The 19,810-nt window shown below is 31.1% G+C and carries 15 protein-coding genes; 11 read left to right on the plus strand and 4 right to left on the minus strand.

The features are described from left to right. Nucleotides 1-56 precede the first annotated feature (56 nt). From CXF68_RS06050 to CXF68_RS06070, 5 genes are read left to right on the plus strand one after another with little or no spacing between them, the layout of a single operon-like run. A complete protein-coding gene (locus tag CXF68_RS06050) occupies nucleotides 57-1,160 on the plus strand; it encodes a DUF2891 domain-containing protein (RefSeq protein WP_101043438.1) in 1,104 nt (367 codons plus the stop codon). Then, the gene (locus CXF68_RS06055) at nucleotides 1,153-2,379 is read left to right on the plus strand and encodes an Nramp family divalent metal transporter (protein ID WP_101043439.1); all 1,227 of its coding nucleotides are present in this window, start codon (nucleotides 1,153-1,155) and stop codon (nucleotides 2,377-2,379) included. Before CXF68_RS06050 ends, CXF68_RS06055 begins: the two co-directional genes overlap by 8 nt. Next, nucleotides 2,380-3,114 carry a 5-oxoprolinase subunit PxpA gene (gene pxpA / locus CXF68_RS06060; protein ID WP_101043440.1) on the plus strand — a complete coding sequence of 245 codons (735 nt, stop codon included), beginning with the start codon at nucleotides 2,380-2,382 and terminating at the stop codon, nucleotides 3,112-3,114. Then, a complete protein-coding gene (pxpB, locus tag CXF68_RS06065) occupies nucleotides 3,092-3,826 on the plus strand; it encodes a 5-oxoprolinase subunit PxpB (protein WP_198553760.1) in 735 nt (244 codons plus the stop codon). Before pxpA ends, pxpB begins: the two co-directional genes overlap by 23 nt. Beyond that, the gene (locus CXF68_RS06070; protein WP_101043441.1) at nucleotides 3,819-4,667 is read left to right on the plus strand and encodes a biotin-dependent carboxyltransferase family protein; all 849 of its coding nucleotides are present in this window, start codon (nucleotides 3,819-3,821) and stop codon (nucleotides 4,665-4,667) included. Before pxpB ends, CXF68_RS06070 begins: the two co-directional genes overlap by 8 nt. A 76-nt stretch (nucleotides 4,668-4,743) precedes the next feature. Here CXF68_RS06070 and CXF68_RS06075 read toward each other — a convergent pair whose 3' ends face one another. The 4 genes from CXF68_RS06075 to CXF68_RS06090 all read right to left on the minus strand — a co-directional run bounded on the left by CXF68_RS06075 (nucleotide 4,744) and on the right by CXF68_RS06090 (nucleotide 11,429). Then, nucleotides 4,744-7,131 (minus strand): sodium-translocating pyrophosphatase, encoded by a 2,388-nt coding sequence (locus CXF68_RS06075; protein ID WP_101043442.1) that lies wholly within the window; start codon nucleotides 7,129-7,131, stop codon nucleotides 4,744-4,746. 117 nt (nucleotides 7,132-7,248) lie between these two features. Beyond that, nucleotides 7,249-7,776 carry an inorganic diphosphatase gene (locus CXF68_RS06080; protein WP_101043443.1) on the minus strand — a complete coding sequence of 176 codons (528 nt, stop codon included), beginning with the start codon at nucleotides 7,774-7,776 and terminating at the stop codon, nucleotides 7,249-7,251. A 90-nt stretch (nucleotides 7,777-7,866) separates the two neighbouring features. After that, nucleotides 7,867-10,431 carry a DUF5686 family protein gene (locus CXF68_RS06085; protein WP_101043444.1) on the minus strand — a complete coding sequence of 855 codons (2,565 nt, stop codon included), beginning with the start codon at nucleotides 10,429-10,431 and terminating at the stop codon, nucleotides 7,867-7,869. 14 nt (nucleotides 10,432-10,445) lie between these two features. After that, nucleotides 10,446-11,429, minus strand: coding sequence for a pyruvate dehydrogenase complex E1 component subunit beta (locus CXF68_RS06090; RefSeq protein ID WP_101043445.1), 984 nt, complete (start codon nucleotides 11,427-11,429; stop codon nucleotides 10,446-10,448). A 217-nt stretch (nucleotides 11,430-11,646) separates the two neighbouring features. Between CXF68_RS06090 and CXF68_RS06095 the strand changes: the two genes are divergently transcribed. The 6 genes from CXF68_RS06095 to CXF68_RS06120 all read left to right on the plus strand — a co-directional run bounded on the left by CXF68_RS06095 (nucleotide 11,647) and on the right by CXF68_RS06120 (nucleotide 19,802). After that, nucleotides 11,647-12,387 carry an electron transfer flavoprotein subunit beta/FixA family protein gene (locus CXF68_RS06095; protein WP_101043446.1) on the plus strand — a complete coding sequence of 247 codons (741 nt, stop codon included), beginning with the start codon at nucleotides 11,647-11,649 and terminating at the stop codon, nucleotides 12,385-12,387. Nucleotides 12,388-12,471: 84 nt separating this feature from the next. Beyond that, a complete protein-coding gene (locus tag CXF68_RS06100) occupies nucleotides 12,472-13,425 on the plus strand; it encodes an electron transfer flavoprotein subunit alpha/FixB family protein (protein WP_101047378.1) in 954 nt (317 codons plus the stop codon). A gap of 145 nt (nucleotides 13,426-13,570) precedes the next feature. Then, nucleotides 13,571-14,179 carry a bifunctional nuclease family protein gene (locus tag CXF68_RS06105; protein WP_101043447.1) on the plus strand — a complete coding sequence of 203 codons (609 nt, stop codon included), beginning with the start codon at nucleotides 13,571-13,573 and terminating at the stop codon, nucleotides 14,177-14,179. Nucleotides 14,180-14,192: 13 nt separating this feature from the next. Next, nucleotides 14,193-15,947: a NupC/NupG family nucleoside CNT transporter gene (locus CXF68_RS06110; protein WP_101043448.1), complete on the plus strand. Its 1,755-nt coding sequence runs from the start codon at nucleotides 14,193-14,195 to the stop codon at nucleotides 15,945-15,947. A gap of 111 nt (nucleotides 15,948-16,058) precedes the next feature. Next, complete coding sequence (locus CXF68_RS06115) at nucleotides 16,059-18,941, plus strand: VIT domain-containing protein (RefSeq protein ID WP_101043449.1); 2,883 nt, start codon at nucleotides 16,059-16,061, stop codon at nucleotides 18,939-18,941. 36 nt (nucleotides 18,942-18,977) lie between these two features. Beyond that, nucleotides 18,978-19,802 carry a thymidylate synthase gene (locus CXF68_RS06120; RefSeq protein WP_101043450.1) on the plus strand — a complete coding sequence of 275 codons (825 nt, stop codon included), beginning with the start codon at nucleotides 18,978-18,980 and terminating at the stop codon, nucleotides 19,800-19,802. The last annotated feature ends 8 nt before the right edge of the window (nucleotides 19,803-19,810 follow it).

Consider the following 19,810-nt stretch of genomic DNA (forward strand, 5'->3'; position numbering starts at 1 on the left):
GATGATTGGTTCATTTTATTTTATTTACATTTATATCGAAATTTATAAAACAAATTATGAAGAAAATCTACTTTTTACTATTAATAATAGTAGTTTCAGCATGCGTTGGAACAGAGAAAAAGAAAGAGGGAGTGAAAAGTGATGTGGCAATAGCAGCTGTTTTAAATTTGAAACAAGCCGAAAAGTTGGTGTCATTACCTATAAGTTGTATAAATGTAGAATATCCAAATAAATTAAATCAAACAATTGGAAGTCCTGAAGATTTGCAAACACCAAAAGAATTACATCCTACATTTTATGGTTGTTTTGATTGGCATTCATCTGTGCATGGACATTGGAGTTTAGTTTCTTTATTAAAACAATTTCCTGATTTAAAAAATTATGAAGAGATAAAACAACAATTATTAACTAATATTTCTAAAGAAAATATAGATAAAGAAGTTGCTTATTTTCAAAAAAAACATAACATTAATTATGAACGTACTTATGGTTGGGCGTGGTTGTTAAAACTAGCAGAAGAAATTCATACATGGGATGATGAAACAGCTAGAAAGTTAGAAAAAAACTTACAACCTTTAACAGATCTTATTGTTCAAAAATATTTTGATTTTTTACCTAAGTTGAAATATCCAATTAGAGTTGGAGAACATACTAATACTGCTTTTGGGTTGACTTTTGCTTGGGATTATGCAACTACTTTAGAAAATTTTAAATTAAGAGATTTAATAAAAAAAAGAGCTAGAGCGTTTTATTTAAAAGACGCGCATTGTCCATTGTCATGGGAACCTAGTGGGTATGATTTCTTATCACCTTGTTTACAAGAAGCGGCAATTATGAAAAGAATTATGTCTGCAGCTGAGTTTCGTTTATGGTTCGGTGATTTCTTACCACAATTAAAAGATGTTAATTTTACTTTTCCTGTAGGCGAAGTTTTAGATAGAACAGACGGTAAATTAGTGCACTTAGATGGAGTGAATTTCTCGAGAGCTTGGGCTTTAAACAAAATTGTTAAGCATATGCCAGAATACAAGCATTTAAAAAATATAGCCAATCAACATATAAATTATTCATTGCCAAATGTTGTTGGAGATAGTTATGAAGGTGGGCATTGGTTAGGAAGTTTTGCTATTTATGCTTTAAATTCTGGGAAAAATGATTAAAAAAATATTCAAAAATATTGGCCCAGGAACTTTAATAGCTGCTGCTTTTATTGGTCCAGGAACAGTAACACTTTGTACGCTTGCTGGTGTAAATTTTGGATTTAATTTGTTGTGGGCAATGCTACTTTCTGTAATAGCTACCATTGTTTTGCAAGAAATGGCTGCTAGGTTAGGAATTATTTCTCAAAAAGGATTATCAGAAGTTATAAGAGAAGAAATTAAGGTGCCGTTTTTAAGAGACTTTATAACTATTTTAATTTTGTCGGCAATTGTTGTTGGAAACGCATCTTACGAAGCAGGAAACATAAGCGGAGGAATTCTAGGTTTAGAAACAATTTTCGGGAAATCTACTTTAGATATTGGTGATATGTCAATTAATTTAATGAGCTTGTTAATTGGTGTTATTGCTTTTGTTCTATTATATATTGGTAATTATAAATTTTTAGAAAGAGCACTTGTTGCGCTTGTTTTAATAATGAGTATTTCATTTTTAATAACAGCAATTGTTACAAAACCGAATGTTTTAGAAATGTTAAAAGGAATGTTTATTCCTAGGTTTCCAGAAAAAAGTTTACTTACTATTATTGGATTAATAGGTACAACTGTAGTGCCATATAATTTGTTTTTACACGCTTCTTTAGTAAAAGAAAGATGGAGTAAAAGTGAAGATTTAAAGTTAGCAAGAAAAGATACCGTTGTCTCGATTATTTTAGGAGGTTTGGTTTCCATGGCAATTATTGTTTCTGCGGCAGCAATTCCGTTCGGAGATATATCCAATGCTGCAGATTTAGCAAAAGGATTGGCTCCATTATACGGTGAATTTGCTAAATACTTTTTAGCATTAGGTTTGTTCGCAGCAGGTATAACATCAGCAATCACAGCACCTTTGGCAGCTGCTTATGTAGCAAAAGGCTGCTTAGGTTGGGAAGGAGGGTTAAAATCGAAACGTTTTCGATTTGTTTGGATAGTTATCTTGTTTTTAGGAGTTTTGTTCTCGTCAATAGGAATAAAGCCAATAGAAATTATAAAATTTGCACAAGTAGCTAACGGAATGTTATTGCCAGTAATCGCAGGTATTTTATTATGGATTATGAATAAAAAATCTGTTTTAGGAAGTTTTATAAACACTAAAACACAAAATGTTTTAGGATTTGTAATTTTAGCAATTACTATTTTCTTAGGTGTAAAAGGAATATTAAAAGTTTTTAATTTTATTTAAATGAAGATTGATATTAATTGTGATGTTGGAGAGGGAGTTGCAAATGAATACTTATTAATGCCGTATATTTCTTCTTGTAATATTGCTTGTGGAGGTCATTTTGGAGATGTAAAAACTATTGATGAGACTATAGGTTTGGCTATAAAAAATAATGTTTTAATAGGTGCACACCCATCGTTTCCAGATAAAGAAAATTTTGGAAGAAAAACGATGTGTATTTCAGATTTAGAATTACAAAATAGCATAGAAGACCAATTAGACTTATTTGTAAGTAGGATGTCTTTGGTTAATAAAAAATTACATCACGTAAAGCCACATGGAGCTTTGTATAATTTAATAGCTGTAAATGTCACCTTTGCAGAGTTGTTTATAAAATCGATACAAAAACATATTAAAGATGCTTTTTTGTATGTTCCGTACAATTCAATTATAGAAAAAATAGCTATTAATAATAATATTAAAATTAAATACGAAGCTTTTGCAGATAGAAACTATAATGAAGATTTAACATTAGTTTGTAGAAGTAAAGAGAATGCTATAATAATAAATTCAGAAGAAGTTTTTCAGCATATTTTTTTAATGATTAAGAGTGGAGAGGTAAAAACAATTTCTGGCTATAAAAAAGCAATTAAAGCTGACACTATTTGTGTTCATGGAGATACTAAAAATGCAATTGAAATTGTGAAAAAAATATCAGAAAGACTAAAAGAAGATGGTGTTAAATTTGGGTTTTAAACATACATATAAAGCTTTTGGAAATAAGACTATTCTTATTGAATGGAGCTCAATTATTGATGAAGTAATTTTAGAAGAAATACTTCTTTTCAAAGAGAAAATTAAAAAAGAAAAAAGGAACTCAATTATAGACTTTATAGTTGGATATAATTCTTTGACATTAATATATGAAAAAGAAGTTTTAAATTATTTTGATGAAGTTTCTAATTTAGAATTAATTTATAAGAAGGATTTGAAGCTTTTAGTAAAAGGTAAATTTCTTTGGGAGATTCCGGTTTGTTATGATTTAGAATTTGGAATTGATTTAGAAGAAGTTTCAAGTAAATCTAAAATATCAATTGAACAAATAATAAATCTTCATTCAGAAAAAACATATTCAGTTTTCTTTATTGGTTTTTTACCAGGGTTCTTGTATCTAGGAGGTTTAGATTCAAAGTTGTTTTTTGATAGGAGGCCTACTCCAAGATTAAACGTTGAAAAAGGATCTGTTGCTATTGGAGGTAGTCAAACAGGTGTTTATCCATCTAAATCAGCAGGAGGATGGAATATTATAGGAAAAACTCCTTTGATTTTTTTTGATGTAAAAAAAGACAAGCCATGTTTTGCGAATGCCGGAGATAAAATAAAATTTAAACCAATTTCTTTAGAAGAATTTTACGAGTTAGCTAGAAATAATAATTTCACACCATTTAAACTTTTATTGAATGATTAAAGTTTTAAAATCGGGTTTTTATACATCAGTTCAAGACAGGGGGCGAAAAGGTTTTGGGTCAATAGGTGTTCCTATTTCAGGTGTTATGGATAGTTATTCTGCAAATATTGCAAATAGTGTTTTAAAAAACTCGTTAGAGAATGCTGTATTAGAAATTACTTTTGGCGGATGTGAATTTGAGTTTACAAATGAAACGATTATTTGTATTTCTGGAGCTAATTTTTCAGCAAAAATAAATAATGAACCTATAACGCTTAATTCAAGAATTAAAGTAAATATAAATGATGTATTGTCTTTCGGGAAAATAGTTTTTGGGGTTCGATGTTATTTAGCTGTAAAAGGAGGTTTCTTAACAAATAGCGTTTTAAAAAGTAGAAGTTTTTATCAGAATATAACTGAAGACTTTTTAATTAAAAAAGATGATTTACTACCAATAGAAAGTTATATAAGTGATTTAAGACCATTAAATGCAGCTGTAATAATTGATGAATTACATTTTGTGTCTAATAAAATAGGGTGTTATAAAGGCCCCGAATTTGATTTGCTTGACGAATTTCAAAAAAAAGAAATAGAAACACATATTTTTACTATTTCTAATGATAATAATAGGATGGGGTGTCGTTTAAATGAAATAGTTGAAAATAAAATTCCTTCTATTTTAACTTCCGCAGTTATACCAGGAACGGTGCAATTAACTCCTTCAGGAAAACTAATTATATTAATGCGAGATTGTCAGGTAACAGGTGGTTACCCAAGGGTTTTGCAATTAACTGATAGTGCAATCAATCAAATGGCACAGAAAACTACAAATAATTTGGTAAAGTTCATTCTATATGATTAAATAATAAAGCACCCTTTAGGTGCTTTATTATTTAATCATATTAAAATTATTTATTGCTCTGTGTCAACTTTAACTTTTACTTCTTTATAATATTGTTGTCTTGTTTTTTAACATCTACAGAAACTATTGTTCCAGTTTTATTAGCTTTCTTTTCTATTTCGGCAACAGTTCCTTCAGTTTTAGTAACGGTTTTACCATTAATGGTTTTAGAAGTAGTTAAAGTAGTAATAGCTAAGTTACCAGAAGTTTGTTTTCTTTCAATCATTACTTCACTTTTAGCATGAGCGTTAGTGTTGTGCCCTCCTAAAATGGGTGCAATTACCAACCCTATTAAACAAGTAAGTTTAATTAAGATATTCATAGACGGACCAGAAGTGTCTTTAAAAGGGTCTCCAACGGTATCACCAGTTACAGCTGCTTTGTGTGCGTCAGAACCTTTGTATGTCATTTCTCCGTTGATTTCTACACCAGCTTCAAATGATTTTTTAGCGTTATCCCAAGCTCCACCAGCATTATTTTGAAAGATCGCCCAAAGTACACCAGAAACAGTAACACCTGCCATATAACCACCAAGCATTTCTGCAATTGCTAAATTATTCATTCCAAATAGCATTGGAACAAAAGCTATAATTAAAGGAAAACCAATAGTTAGTAAACCAGGTAGTATCATTTCTCTTAAAGATGCTTCCGTAGAAATTGCGACACATTTATCGTATTCTGGTTTCCCAGTACCTTCCATAATTCCAGGAATTTCTTTAAATTGACGACGAACCTCTTCTACCATTTCCATGGCAGCTTTACCTACGGCATTCATCGCTAAAGCAGAGAATACTACAGGAACCATTCCTCCAACAAATAGCATTGCTAAAACTGGTGCTTTAAAAATGTTTATTCCATCAATTCCTGTAAATGTTACATAGGCAGCAAATAGCGCTAGTGATGTTAATGCTGCAGATGCTATAGCAAAACCTTTACCAGTTGCAGCAGTTGTATTACCAACAGAGTCTAAAATATCTGTACGTTCTCTAACAATAGGTTCTTGTTCACTCATTTCTGCGATACCACCCGCATTATCAGCAATTGGTCCGAAAGCATCAATTGCTAATTGCATAGCTGTTGTTGCCATCATTGCAGAAGCAGCTAAGGCAACTCCGTAAAATCCTGCAAATGCATACGATGCCCAAATTGCTCCTGCAAATAATAAAACTGAAGGAAATGTAGAAATCATACCTGTTGCTAAACCTGCAATTATATTTGTTCCTGCACCAGTACTTGACTGTTGTACTATTTTTAAAATTGGAGGTTTTCCTAATCCTGTGTAATATTCAGTAACTGAAGAAATAACAGCTCCAACGATTAAACCAACTAATGTTGCGTAGAAAACGCGCATTGAAGAAATGTCTTGTAAACCTTCTCCGAAGAATTCCATTTGCATAGTTTCGGGAAGCATCCATTTACATAATACAAAACAAGCAATGGCTACTAAGCCAATAGAAACCCAATTACCAAGATTTAACGCTCCCATTACTTGAGACTCTTTAGCTTCATTACTTTTTATTTTTACCAACATTGTTCCGATAATAGAAATGATAATTCCTATACCTGCAATTGCCATTGGCAATAAAATTGGCCCAATCCCTCCGAAAGCATCAGAAATACTTCCGCCCATATCTTTAATTACATAATTTCCTAAAACCATTGCTGCTAATACCGTTGCGACATAAGATCCAAATAAATCGGCTCCCATACCAGCAACATCACCTACGTTGTCACCTACGTTATCAGCAATTGTAGCAGGGTTACGAGGATCATCTTCTGGAATACCAGCTTCAACTTTACCTACTAAATCAGCACCAACATCTGCAGCTTTTGTATATATTCCTCCACCAACACGTGCAAATAGAGCAATACTTTCAGCTCCTAAAGAAAATCCCGCCAAGGTTTCTAAAACAATAGTCATATCCATTGTATTTGTCCAAACACCTCCCATAAAAAAATAAAAGAATGCAATAAAGAATGTTGTTAAGCCTAAAACAGCTAAACCAGCAACACCAAGTCCCATTACTGTTCCTCCTCCAAATGATATTTTTAAAGCATTTGGTAAGCTTGTTCGGGCAGCTTGCGTTGTTCTTACGTTCGTTTTAGTTGCTATTTTCATTCCCATGTTTCCTGCAAAAGCAGAAAAAATAGCTCCACATATAAATGCAATTACGATTAAGTAACTTGTTGTAGGTACAAAAAAGGCTACAATTGCGAGCAAAACACTTACAATTATTACAAAAATGGCTAAAAGTCTATATTCTGCATTTAAAAAAGCGAGTGCGCCTTCATAAATGTGGTCAGAAATTTCTTTCATTTTTCCATCACCTGCATCTTGTTTCATTACCCAAGATTTTTTAATACTCATGTAAATTAAACCTAAAACAGCCGCAACGATTGGCATCCAAATCATTATTGATTCCATATATTATAGTTTGATTAGTTAGTTAATATTCGTAAATATAACAAAATCAGAGACTAAACAAAAAACCTCTCAGAATGTTCTGAGAGGTTTTTGATATTTTATATAGAAATTTACTAATTAAATTTTGAAATCACCATTAGTTTTATGCTCGCTATTCTCATAACGTTCGATACATTTATCTAATATTTCATAAGCTTCATTAGCATCTCCCCATCCACCAACATCTACTTGCTTTTTTTCAAGGTCTTTGTAAACTTGAAAAAAGTGAGTGATTTCTTTTACTTGGTGAGGATTCATGTCTTTTAAATCATTCAATTGGCTCCAAATAGGGTCAGAAACTGGTACACAGATAATTTTTTCATCTGGTCCTTTTTCATCTGCCATATGGAAAACACCGATAGGTTTAACTTCCATAACACACATTGGAAATGTTGGTTCAGCTCCTAAAAGCAATATATCTAATGGATCACCATCTAAAGCTAAAGTTTCAGGAATGAAACCATAATCTCCAGGATACATCATTGATGAAAATAACATTCTATCGAAACGGATTTTACCTAAATCAAAATCATATTCGTATTTATTTCTACTTCCTTTTGGTATTTCAATTAAAACATCTACTGTTTTTCTTTCTTTTGCAGTCATATATCTTGCTTTTCTTCTGTTTCTAAAAATCGATTGCAAAAGTAGTGATTTATTGGGTGTTTAAAAGAAAAAAGCCATGTTATTTTATCGTTATAAACCAGGTTTTATTGCAATACGAATAGCAAACTTAGGACTAGGTGGTGTCATTGAGCCTGCGGGCGGTGTGTAATTACTTCTCCAAATAGCGTCAATACGTAAAAAACGTAAGTTACCGTAGCCAATATTTTCAAGACCAACACTGTACTCATAATAAACTTTATTAGGAGCATTGTAATTAATATTTGATTTGTTAATAGCTAAATTTTTGTCAGATATTGTTCCGTAAGCGGCTCTAAAAGTAACTAAGCTTCGTAGTTTTAATTTTTTTAATAAAGGAATCCTATTTAAGATAAAACCGTTAAAGTGTTGTTCGAAATGAGTAGCTAAATAAGCATCAGTTACAAAATCATAATAATTTAATAAAGCAAATGAGTTTTTTGTTAATGCAAGCGTTTGGTTTGCAGGAATTATATTTAATAATCCTATAGGTAGGTTTCCGAATGTTTTTCCAGCTTCTACAGTTGCATCTAGAATACCAAATTTACTTAAGAGAATAGGGTGGTTGTATTTAAATTGTAATTTATCATAGGTATGTGTTCCGTTTAAAACACCTTTGTATCCTCTGCGGTAGTTTAATACTAGTGTAGGAAATATGTTTCGACCAAAACGTCTTTGAACCCCTAAACCATATACAAACCTGCCAGGAGTATATGAAAGATAAATATCAGAAGCTACATCAGTTATTTGTGATTGAGTTTTTCCTTTTTTATCAAGATAATCCATAGAGAAATGCTTCGGAGAGGCAGATTGTATTTTAGCATGAGAAAAATTAACTCCTACGTGTAGATTTTTTTTGACTTGATAATCAAAATTAGTTGCTATTTTTTCTACTTTAGATAAGAAAAAATTATCTCCTCTAGAAAACAATGCATCAGTACCAAAAGTTGTACCTAAAAGTTGAGAGGTGTTTAGTAATGAACTCCCTAGTTGTTCAATATCTTTTTGATATGCTAATCCAATTGAAATTCTTGGTTGGTATGATAGTAGGTAACGTCCTTCAATACCGTATTTTAATTTTTTGTCTTTAAAGCCATAAGCTAAATGTCCACTTAAACGAAAACGATCATCTTTTGTTTTAAAAGTTCTAAAAGAAAGTTTTGTTCTGAATCCTTCTACTTGATTATTAGCAAAAAGAGTCCATAAAGGACCAAACTGAACCCCCCATTTAGTATCTACATATCCACTTGCTACAGTGTTTATTAAACCTGTAATGTTTTTAATTTGTTTTTTTTCTTTTACCTCTTTTATAAAGTTGTAAGTTGAGTTACTTTCTTCATTTTCTTTTGACTTCCAATACGTATCCTTTTTAGTGTATTGATCTGGTCTTAGTTTTACAATATTTTTAGTGTAAAATTCTTTAAGTAGAGGTTTGTTTAATATGTATTTATCAAAAAGGATTGTCTTTTTGATGGTTAAGCCTTTGTTGCTTTCATTTTTATCTAGAAAAGTAAAATCTCCTTCATAAATGTTTTTGGTAGGAATGTAGATGCTATCATTTCTTACTTCGAATTCTTTTTCAAAAGACAAGCCTCTAACAAAATTTAAGTTAATACTTTTATGAACTTTCATTTTTAACTTATTTATAGCGAATGTTTTGTCCGTTACCCAAAAGTTTCCTTGAAAAGCTAAATCACCATCTCTAATAGGAAAGAAATAAATGTTATATAGTTTTTTATCGTTTTTAACGATACTGTCATATAAAACATAATCATAAGTTGAAAATCCATCTGTAGATAATGGACTAACAAAAGACTTTCTTAATAAAGTGATGTTGTTTTTAAAAACATCAACATTTTGAAATGTATTAGACATTCTATCGAAAACAAAACCTTGTGCTCCTAAGCCTTCAAATTTTTCAGCCTCGATATCAGTTCTAATATTTTTAGTTTTGTTATCGCCATAAATGTTCGCAATTTCCTCATTTAAATAAATAGGTAGATAATAATTAATCCCGTCACTATCATATTTTATTTTACTAATGGTTTCTTTATAATCATTCTTAAAAATTTTCTTTAAGAAAAGCGTGTCTAAATTATTAAGACCTATTTCAATAGTTGTATGCTTTTTATATTGATAGTGATTTACCAAATCGAGACCATTTTTTCTTTTCCTTTTCCAGATTTCTTTTAAAATTCGATAAGCTGGGTTTTCTTTTTTCCTTAAACGTTTTTTTGGCTTTGAAACAATGATTACCTCTTCTAATTGGTTTTCTCCTTCTTTAAGTACAATGTTTAAATACTTAGTTTTTTTATTAACTTTTATCGTTTGTGCCTGAAAACCTATAAAAGAAACTTCTAGGGTGCCTCGATATTTTTTTGTTTTCAGGAAAAACTTACCATTATCATCAGTGGTGGTTCCATAAGTTGTGTTCTTTAAAAAAACATTCACAAAAGGCATAGGATTGTTAAATTCATCAACAACTTTACCTTTTAATGTAATTTGAGAATATAATGTACTGGCAATGAGTAGTAGTAATAGTAATAGCGTTTTCTTCATCATTTTTATTACTGGAAAATCCTTTTGACCAAGGTCAAAAGGATTTTTGTTTTTAATCAATTTTTTATTTTCTCTTACTTATTAATGTATAAAACGTCTTTTACCGCTTTAATAACATCATTAGCATTTGGCATCCACTCTTCTAATAAAACAGGTGAATACGGTGCAGGAGTATCTGCTGTTGTAATTCTTTTTATAGGAGCATCTAAATAATCAAAAGCTTCATCTTGAATTCTAAAAGTTATTTCAGATGAAATACTACCGAAAGGCCATGCTTCTTCTAAAATTACTAATCTGTTAGTTTTCTTTACTGATTCAAGAATTGTTTTATGATCCATCGGACGAACTGTACGTAAGTCAATAACTTCAACAGAAATACCTTCTTTAGCTAACTCATCAGCAGCTTTGTAAGCTTCTTTTATAATTTTACCAAAAGAAACAACTGTTACATCAGTACCTTCTCTTTTAATATCTGCAACTCCGATAGGAATGATATATTCTCCTTCAGGAATTTCCATTTTATCTCCATACATCTGTTCAGATTCCATAAAAATTACTGGATCATCATCACGAATAGCTGCTTTCAATAATCCTTTAGCATCGTAAGGGTTAGATGGTACAATTACTTTTAGTCCTGGAGTGTTTGCGAACCAGTTTTCAAAAGCTTGTGAGTGTGTAGCGCCTAATTGACCTGCAGCACCTGTTGGGCCACGGAAAACAATAGGGCAATTGAATTGACCACCAGACATTTGACGAATTTTAGCTGCGTTATTGATAATTTGATCAATACCAACTAAAGAGAAGTTAAAAGTCATGTATTCAACAATCGGACGGTTTCCATTCATTGCAGAACCAACTGCAATACCCCCGAAACCTAATTCAGCAATAGGAGTGTCGATAACTCTTTTCTCTCCAAACTCATCCAACATTCCTTTAGAAGCTTTGTAAGCTCCATTATATTCTGCTACTTCTTCCCCCATTAAATAAATGCTTTCATCTCTTCGCATTTCTTCACTCATAGCTTCGCAAATAGCTTCTCTAAATTGTACTGTTTTCATACGTTTTATTAGTAGTTGTTTATCAAGATTGCAAAAATAATAAAAATTGAAATAATAAAATAGGTTTTTAACTTAAACAAATAATTACTTATGTTTATAGCGTTTTATCGTTGTTTTTGAGCAAAAAAGTAAAATATTTATTATGCATGCATAATAAATTATCAAAAAAAAACGTAACTTCGTCGTTCAAAATTAAGTTTCTTAAAAACAACGATATATGAAAATATTAGTCTGTATCAGTCATGTTCCTGATACTACTTCGAAAATTAACTTTACAGATAACAATACAAAGTTTGATACTAACGGAGTTCAATATGTTATAAACCCTTATGATGAGTTCAGTTTAACTCGCGCTATGTGGTTTAAAGAAAAACAAGGTGCTAGTGTAACAGTGGTAAATGTTGGAGATGCTTCAACAGAGCCAACTTTACGTAAAGCTTTAGCTATTGGTGCAGATAATGCTGTTCGTGTAAATGTAGCCCCAACAGATGGTTTAATGGTTGCTAAAGAATTAGCTGAAGTTGTAAAAAACGGAGGTTACGATTTGGTTTTAGCAGGAAAAGAATCTGCGGATTATAATGGTCAAATGGTACCAGGAATGTTAGCTTCTTTAGTCGATTTTAACTTCGTAAATGCTTGTGTAGGGCTAGAGGTTGATGGAACGGCTGTAACATTGGATAGAGAAATAGATGGAGGTGAAGAAAAAGTGTCTTCAGTTTTACCTATGGTTGTTGCTGGTCAAAAAGGAATGGTAGAAGAGAAAGATTTACGCATACCTAATATGCGTGGTATTATGATGGCGCGTAAAAAACCATTATCAGTTGTAGAACCTATTGGTGCTGCTACAAGTACTGCTACTAAGGATTTTGAAAAGCCTGCTGAAAAAGGAGCAATTAAGTTAGTAGATAATGTTGATGCTTTAATCGATTTATTACATAACGAAGCGAAAGCAATTTAAAAGAAAGATTTACAATAACATCATAACGAGTAGAGTAAGATAATGTTACTTTTTATCGTTAATGATATAAAAAACATAAAAAATATGTCTGTATTAGTTTTTGCCGATTCATCGGAAGGAAAATTTAAAAAAACTGCTTTTGAGGTAGTTTCGTACGGAAAAAAAGTAGCAGAGCAGCAAGGAAGTGATATGTTAGTTTTAACTATCAATGGAGGTGATGCTTCTGAATTGTATGCTTACGGAGCAGAAAAAGTAATTGAAGTAAAAAATGATTTACCGTCTTTTAATGCAAAAGCATACGCAGCTGTTATTAAACAGGTAGTGGAAGCTAAAGCAGCAAATACCGTAATTATTGATTCAAGTATTGATGGATTTACAGTTGCTCCATTAGTTGCTGTAGCTATTGAAGCAGGTTATGCATCTAATGTAGTTGATTTACCAAGTAGTACAAGTCCGTTTATTGTAAAGAGAAAAGCTTTTTCGAACAAAGGCTTTAACAACACTGAAATTTCGACAGGAAACAAAGTAGTTGGTGTTGCAAAAAATTCATACGGAGCTCATGAAAATGTAGTTAGTGGATCAGTTGAAAGTTTCGATGCAACTTTACCTGATTTAGGAGTAAAGTCAGAAAGTATTAGTAAAGCAACAGGTGTTGTATCTATTGCAGATGCTGATATCGTTGTTTCTGCAGGAAGAGGGATGAAAGGTCCTGAGAACTGGGGGATGATAGAAGAGTTAGCGAGCGTATTAGGAGCAGCAACGGCATGTTCTAAGCCAGTTTCAGATTTAGGTTGGAGACCTCATGGAGAGCATGTTGGTCAAACAGGTAAGCCAGTAGCATCAAACTTATATATAGCGATTGGTATTTCTGGAGCAATTCAGCATTTAGCAGGTGTTAATGCATCAAAAGTAAAAGTAGTTATTAATTCAGATCCTGATGCACCTTTCTTTAAAGCCGCAGATTATGGTATTGTTGGTGATGCTTTTGAGGTTGTACCTCAATTAATAGAGAAATTAAAAGCTTTTAAGCAAGCATAATTTTACAAGTAAAAATTTTCTTTTTACAGAAATTAGAGGTGAACCCATAATTTTTAGTAAATTGTGCCGACTAAAGAAGGCTGTCTAAGTTTGAAGCGTATTGCCTAAAATTAGACAGCTTTTTTCTTATTTATGATAATTGTACATGAGTTTAATTAAATTGACTATTAAAGGTATTTCTTATAGCCAAACTCAAAGTGGTGCTTATGCATTAGTGTTGAGTGAAATGGACGGTGTAAGAACACTTCCTATTATTATTGGATCTTTTGAAGCACAATCTATTGCAATAGCTTTAGAAAAAGAAATTCGTCCGCCAAGACCACTTACGCATGATTTATTTAAAACATTTTCAGATAGGTTTTCTATTAAAGTAACTCAGGTTATTATTCATAAGTTGGTTGATGGTGTTTTTTATTCTAGTTTAATTTGTGAAAGAGATGGGGTAGAAGAGCTTATTGATACACGTACTTCTGACGCGATTGCTTTAGCTGTTCGTTTTCAAGCACCTATTTTTACTTATGAGAATATTTTAGATAAAGCAGGTGTTTATTTAAAGATGGATGAAGAATTAATTATAGAAGAAGATTTAGAATCTGATGAAATTGAGTTTTCTTTAGAGGATGAGCTTGATGATAATAAAAACTATACAAATATATCATTAGAGGAATTAAATGAGCAACTTAATGAGGCGGTTGAAAATGAAGATTATGAATTGGCTGCAGAAATTCGAGACGAAATTAGTAAGCGTTCTTAACAAAAAAAATAAAATGAAGAAAATATTTACGCTTATAATGCTTTGTGCATCCATAATAACTTTTGGTCAAAGCATAGAGAAAAAGTGGAATTTTTCATCGATTACTACTGCTGGTGGTAGTCAGGTAATATCTATAAATCAATCAGATGTTTTAAATTTAGTTAAAGGAAACTTCAATTATTCTTTAGTTGCTAAAGATAGTTTACAGGCTAAAGGGAATTATATTCACCAAAATAATTTATTAATTTTTAATCATAAAGAACCTAAAGATACGGTTCGTTATTATAATGTGGTTGAATTAACAGATAATAAATTAATATTATCTGAAAAAAATATACTATATAATTTTACTTCAGATCTAGAGAGTATTACCGTTGTTAAGCCTGTTAAAGAAGTGAAAACGACTGTAAATAGAATTGTACCAAGTCAGGGTTTTTCTATAAATAGTTTGTGGAGAGGGATTTTAGGAATGCTTTCTTTATTAATGATTGCTTTTTTATTTAGCGCAAACAGAAAAGGAATTGATTGGAAAACTGTAGTTTTAGGATTAACATTTCAATTAGTAATTGCTATTGGGGTATTAAAAGTACCTTTTGTTCAAGCGATATTTGAATTTATAGGAAAAGGATTTGTGAAAATTTTAGATTTTACGCAAGCTGGAAGTGAATTTTTATTTAAAGGTCTTATTTCAGATATGGATACGTTTGGATTTATTTTTGCTTTCCAAATATTACCAACAATTATATTTTTTTCTGCATTAACATCTGTGTTATTTTATTTAGGATGGATACAGAAGTTGGTAAAAGTAATGGCTTTGTCGTTAAGTAAAATTTTAAAAATATCAGGAGCAGAAAGTTTATCTGTTGCTGGGAACATTTTTTTAGGACAAACTGAAGCACCATTATTAATTAAGGCTTATTTAGAAAAAATGAATAAGTCTGAGATGTTACTGGTAATGATTGGGGGAATGGCAACCGTAGCAGGAGCCGTTTTAGCAGCCTATATCGGTTTTCTTGGAGGTAGTGATGAAAGTATGAAATTGTTTTACGCAAAACATTTACTAGCAGCATCAGTTATGGCAGCACCTGGAGCAATTGTAATAGCTAAAATATTATACCCACAAAAAGAAGAAGTAAATACAGATGTAAATGTATCTTCAGATAAAATAGGAGCAAATATATTAGATGCGATCGCAAACGGAACAACTGAAGGGTTACAATTAGCGATGAATGTTGGTGCAATGTTGTTAGTTTTCGTGGCTTTTATAGCAATGATAAATGGAATTTTAGGTGGTATTGGAGGTTTTGACGGAATTGAATATTTTGGTTGGAACTTTACTTCACTAAATAATATTATAAGAGTTTCAACTGAAAATGTGTATAAAGCACTTTCTTTAGAGTTTATTTTAGGTTATATTTTTGCACCTTTAATGTGGTTAATAGGTGTTGCAATAGAAGATGTAGCATTAATGGGGCAGCTTTTAGGTATTAAATTAGCAGCAAGTGAATTTGTTGGGTATATTCAATTAGCAGAACTTAAAAACGTTGCAAATGCTTCTCATCTAACATATAGTAAGTCAATTATTATGGCAACTTATATGTTATGTGGTTTCGCAAACTTTGCATCAATAGGTATTCAAATAGGTGGTATTGGGTCATTAGCACCAGGGCAACGAAAAACATTGTCAGAATTTGGAATGAAAGCTTTAATCGGAGGAACAATAGCTTCTTTAATGTCAGCAACAATTGCTGGTATGATTATCGGATAATTTTAATCTTAATAATATTACATAGAAAACATCAGCATTTATTGTTGATGTTTTTTTTGTAAATACACTTTAGGTATGACTTTTGTTTATTATATAAATTAAAAAAATGTTATGAAAAAACTATTATTACTATTCGTATTATGTACCGTAACCATTGGTTATAGTCAAAAAACACCTGTTTTACAGGCAGGGGAAAAACAATTAGCCTTATCGTCTTTAGATGTTAAAGTAGTTATAGTTGGTAATACAGCAACGACTACTTACGACATGTTGTTTTATAATTCTAGCTCACGTATTTTGGAAGGGAATTTAAAATTTCCTTTAGCCGAAAATCAAGAGATATCTAGGTTAGCACTAGAAATGAATGGGAAGCTTAGAGAAGCAGTTGTTGTAGACAAAGAATTGGGTAGAATTGCTTTTGAAGGTATTGTTAGAAAAGGAGTTGATCCAGCATTACTAGAAAAAGGAAAAGGAAATACGTATAATGTGCGTGTGTATCCTATTCCTGCAAAAGGCTATAAAAGAGTCGTTATAGCTTATGAACAAGAACTTTTATATAAAGAGAAAGCACACTATTATCATTTGCCTTTAAATTTTAAAAATCGCTTAGATAAGTTCACTGTTTTTATAGAAGCACTAAATCAGAACGAAAAGCCAATAGTTGTGGAAGGAGAAAGTGTTATGGCTTTTTCTAACTGGAAAAACACCTATAAAACTTCTTTAAAGAAAGAAAATTATATACCTAGTAAAAGTATTTTAGTTAAAATTCCACTGTTATCTGGTGATGAAAAAGTAAGTGTATCACCAGAATATTTTTATTTCTATAAAACATTAACTCCTGCTATAAAAAAACGAAAAAAGCCAAAAAAAATAACACTCTACTGGGACGTTTCTTTGTCTATGATAGATAGAAACGTAGAAAAAGAAATAGCATTACTAGATGCATATTTTAAAAATTTAGGAACAATAAAAGTGAAGTTTATAACTTTTAGTAATACTGTTGTAAAAGAAGAAAAATACACTGTTAGAAAAGGAAATTGGGAGTTGCTGAAAAAAGAGTTAAGACAAACAATTTATGATGGAGGAACATCGTATAAAGCTATAGAGAATGTAAAAGAAACATCAGATGCAATATTACTTTTCTCGGATGGTATAACAACCTTAAGTAAGGTTTCTCTTCGGAAACAAATACCTGTTTTTGTAGTTAATAGTACAACGGAAGTTGCTCATAAAGATTTGTTTAGTATTGCTAAAAAAACAAAAGGATCGTATGTGAACTTAAACACAACGAGTATAAAAGAAGGATTATTTAACTTAACGAATGTTCCTTTTGAGTATTTAGGATATACATCATCTACTAAAAATATAGAAGTATATCATACCGTATCATCTAAAGGATTATTAGATTTTTCTGTAGCAGGTAAAAACTTTATACCAGGAGAAAAAATAATATTTTTTTTTGGGTATGGAGACAATATAACTAAGAAAGTTTCTGTTATTTTAAAACCAAATACAGAAGGAAGTGATGAAAGGTTGAGACGTATTTGGGCAAAAAATAAATTAAGCGAGCTTTTAGAAAAGAAAGAAGAAAAGAAAAAGCAAATAATAGATTTAGCAACTAGCTATAGCTTAGTAACCGATTATACATCGTTAATCGTCTTAGAAGATGTTCAAGACTATATTAAATATAATATTACACCACCAGAAGAATTGTTGGAGGAATACAATAGGATAAAAAATGGTGTAGTTAAAAAAAACACAAAAGTGGTTTTTAGTAATTCTTCTAATTTATTAGAAGAAAAAAGTGCGTTAATGCCACCATCAGGACCAACACCAGTACCAGAGAGAATTGAAATAGTAGAAGATGCTAAGGAGGTTGAAGAAACAGTTATAGAATCGACGGAATCAGATGAGTCAGAAATCATAGAAGTAGAAGAAGTTATAGAAAACTTTTCTGAAGAACCAATAAGGAGATCTCGTAATGAAGTTAATTCTAACATATCTCAAGCTGAAACACCAAGATCTTCACGAAAAAACACCTCTTTTACTAAATATACAGGAAGTTTAATTGTAAAAGATAGAACTCCGAAAGAAGTATATTTAAATGCATTAGATTTTTTTAAGGATGAAAAATTAGCATATTTATTTTACATAAAGCAACGAGAGAGTTATAAAAAAGTACCACATTATTATATTGATGTTGCTGACTATTTCTATAGAAAATACAATTCAAAAGAATATGCAAAAAGAATTTTGTCTAACGTAGCAGAATTAGATGCAGATAGCTATCAGTTGTTAAGAGCATTTGCATATAAACTAGAAGAACGAAAAGAATATGATTTAGCATTGTTTGTTTACAAACGAATTTTAGAATTACGACCAGAAGATGCTCAATCTTATAGAGATGTTGCATTAGCATATCAAAACATCGGTTTGTGTCAAGAAGCATTTGATTTGTTTTTAGATATTGTAAACAATAAAATATATGAAAATAATTCACATAGAAGAGTTTTTAAAGGTTTACAAGATATTGCCGAAGAAGAAATAAAATTATTATACAAAAAACACAAAAACGATCTTGATAAAAAGAAATTACCAAAAGAATATATTTTATCAGAAGAAATTGAACCTATTGACTTTAGGGTAATAGTAGATTGGAACCATAACGATACAGATATCGATTTACATATTATAGATCCAAATCTAGAAGAATGTTATTATAGTCATCCAAAGACAAGGCAAGGAGGAAGGATATCTAAAGATATGACACAAGGTTTTGGACCAGAACAATTTGTTTTAAAGAAAGCAAAAAAAGGATTATACTATGTGAAGATTAAATATTTTGGAGATCGTAAACAGAAAATAGAAACACCTACCTTTATGAAGGTAACTATTTTTAAAAATCAAGGAAGAAGAAACGAAGAGAAAATAGTGCAAGTGATCAGGTTAGTAAAAGGGGACAAAGAAGAAGTCATTGCTAAAATTGAGTTTTAAAATATATATATTTGTTTTCTCTTAAGAAGCACGAACATGAAGCAATATTTAGATTTAGTACAACACGTTTTAGAAAACGGAAACGAGAAAGGTGATCGAACAGGGACAGGAACGAAAAGTGTTTTTGGTCATCAAATGCGTTTTGATTTAAGTAAAGGTTTTCCGATGGTAACTACCAAAAAGTTACATTTAAAGTCGATTGTTTATGAATTGTTATGGTTTATAAAAGGGGATACAAATATAAAGTACTTACAAGAAAATGGCGTACGTATTTGGAATGATTGGGCAGATGAGAATGGAGATTTAGGACCTGTGTATGGTCATCAATGGCGTAATTGGAATAGTGATGAGGTAGATCAAATTAAAGATGTAATTGAAACATTAAAGAAAAATCCGAATAGTCGTAGAATGTTAATTTCTGCATGGAATCCTTCAGTTTTACCGGATACTTCAAAGTCATTTTCAGAAAATGTAGCTAACGGAAAAGCAGCTTTACCACCATGTCATGCATTTTTTCAATTTTATGTGTCTGACGGTAAATTATCATGTCAATTATACCAACGAAGTGCTGATATATTTTTAGGAGTTCCTTTTAATATAGCCTCTTATGCGTTGTTTACAATGATGATGGCACAAGTTTGTGGTTATGAGGTAGGTGAATTTATTCATACGTTTGGAGATGCTCATATTTATAACAATCATAAAGAGCAATTAGCGCTACAGCTATCTCGAGAAACAAGAGAATTGCCTAAGATGAAAATGAATCCAGCAGTTAAGAATATTGAAGACTTTACTTTTGAAGATTTTGAATTAGTAGATTATAATCCACACCCACACATAAAAGGTATTGTAGCGGTGTAATTTTAACT

This window comes from Tenacibaculum sp. Bg11-29, assembly GCF_002836595.1.
Classification (GTDB): Bacteria; Bacteroidota; Bacteroidia; order Flavobacteriales; family Flavobacteriaceae; genus Polaribacter.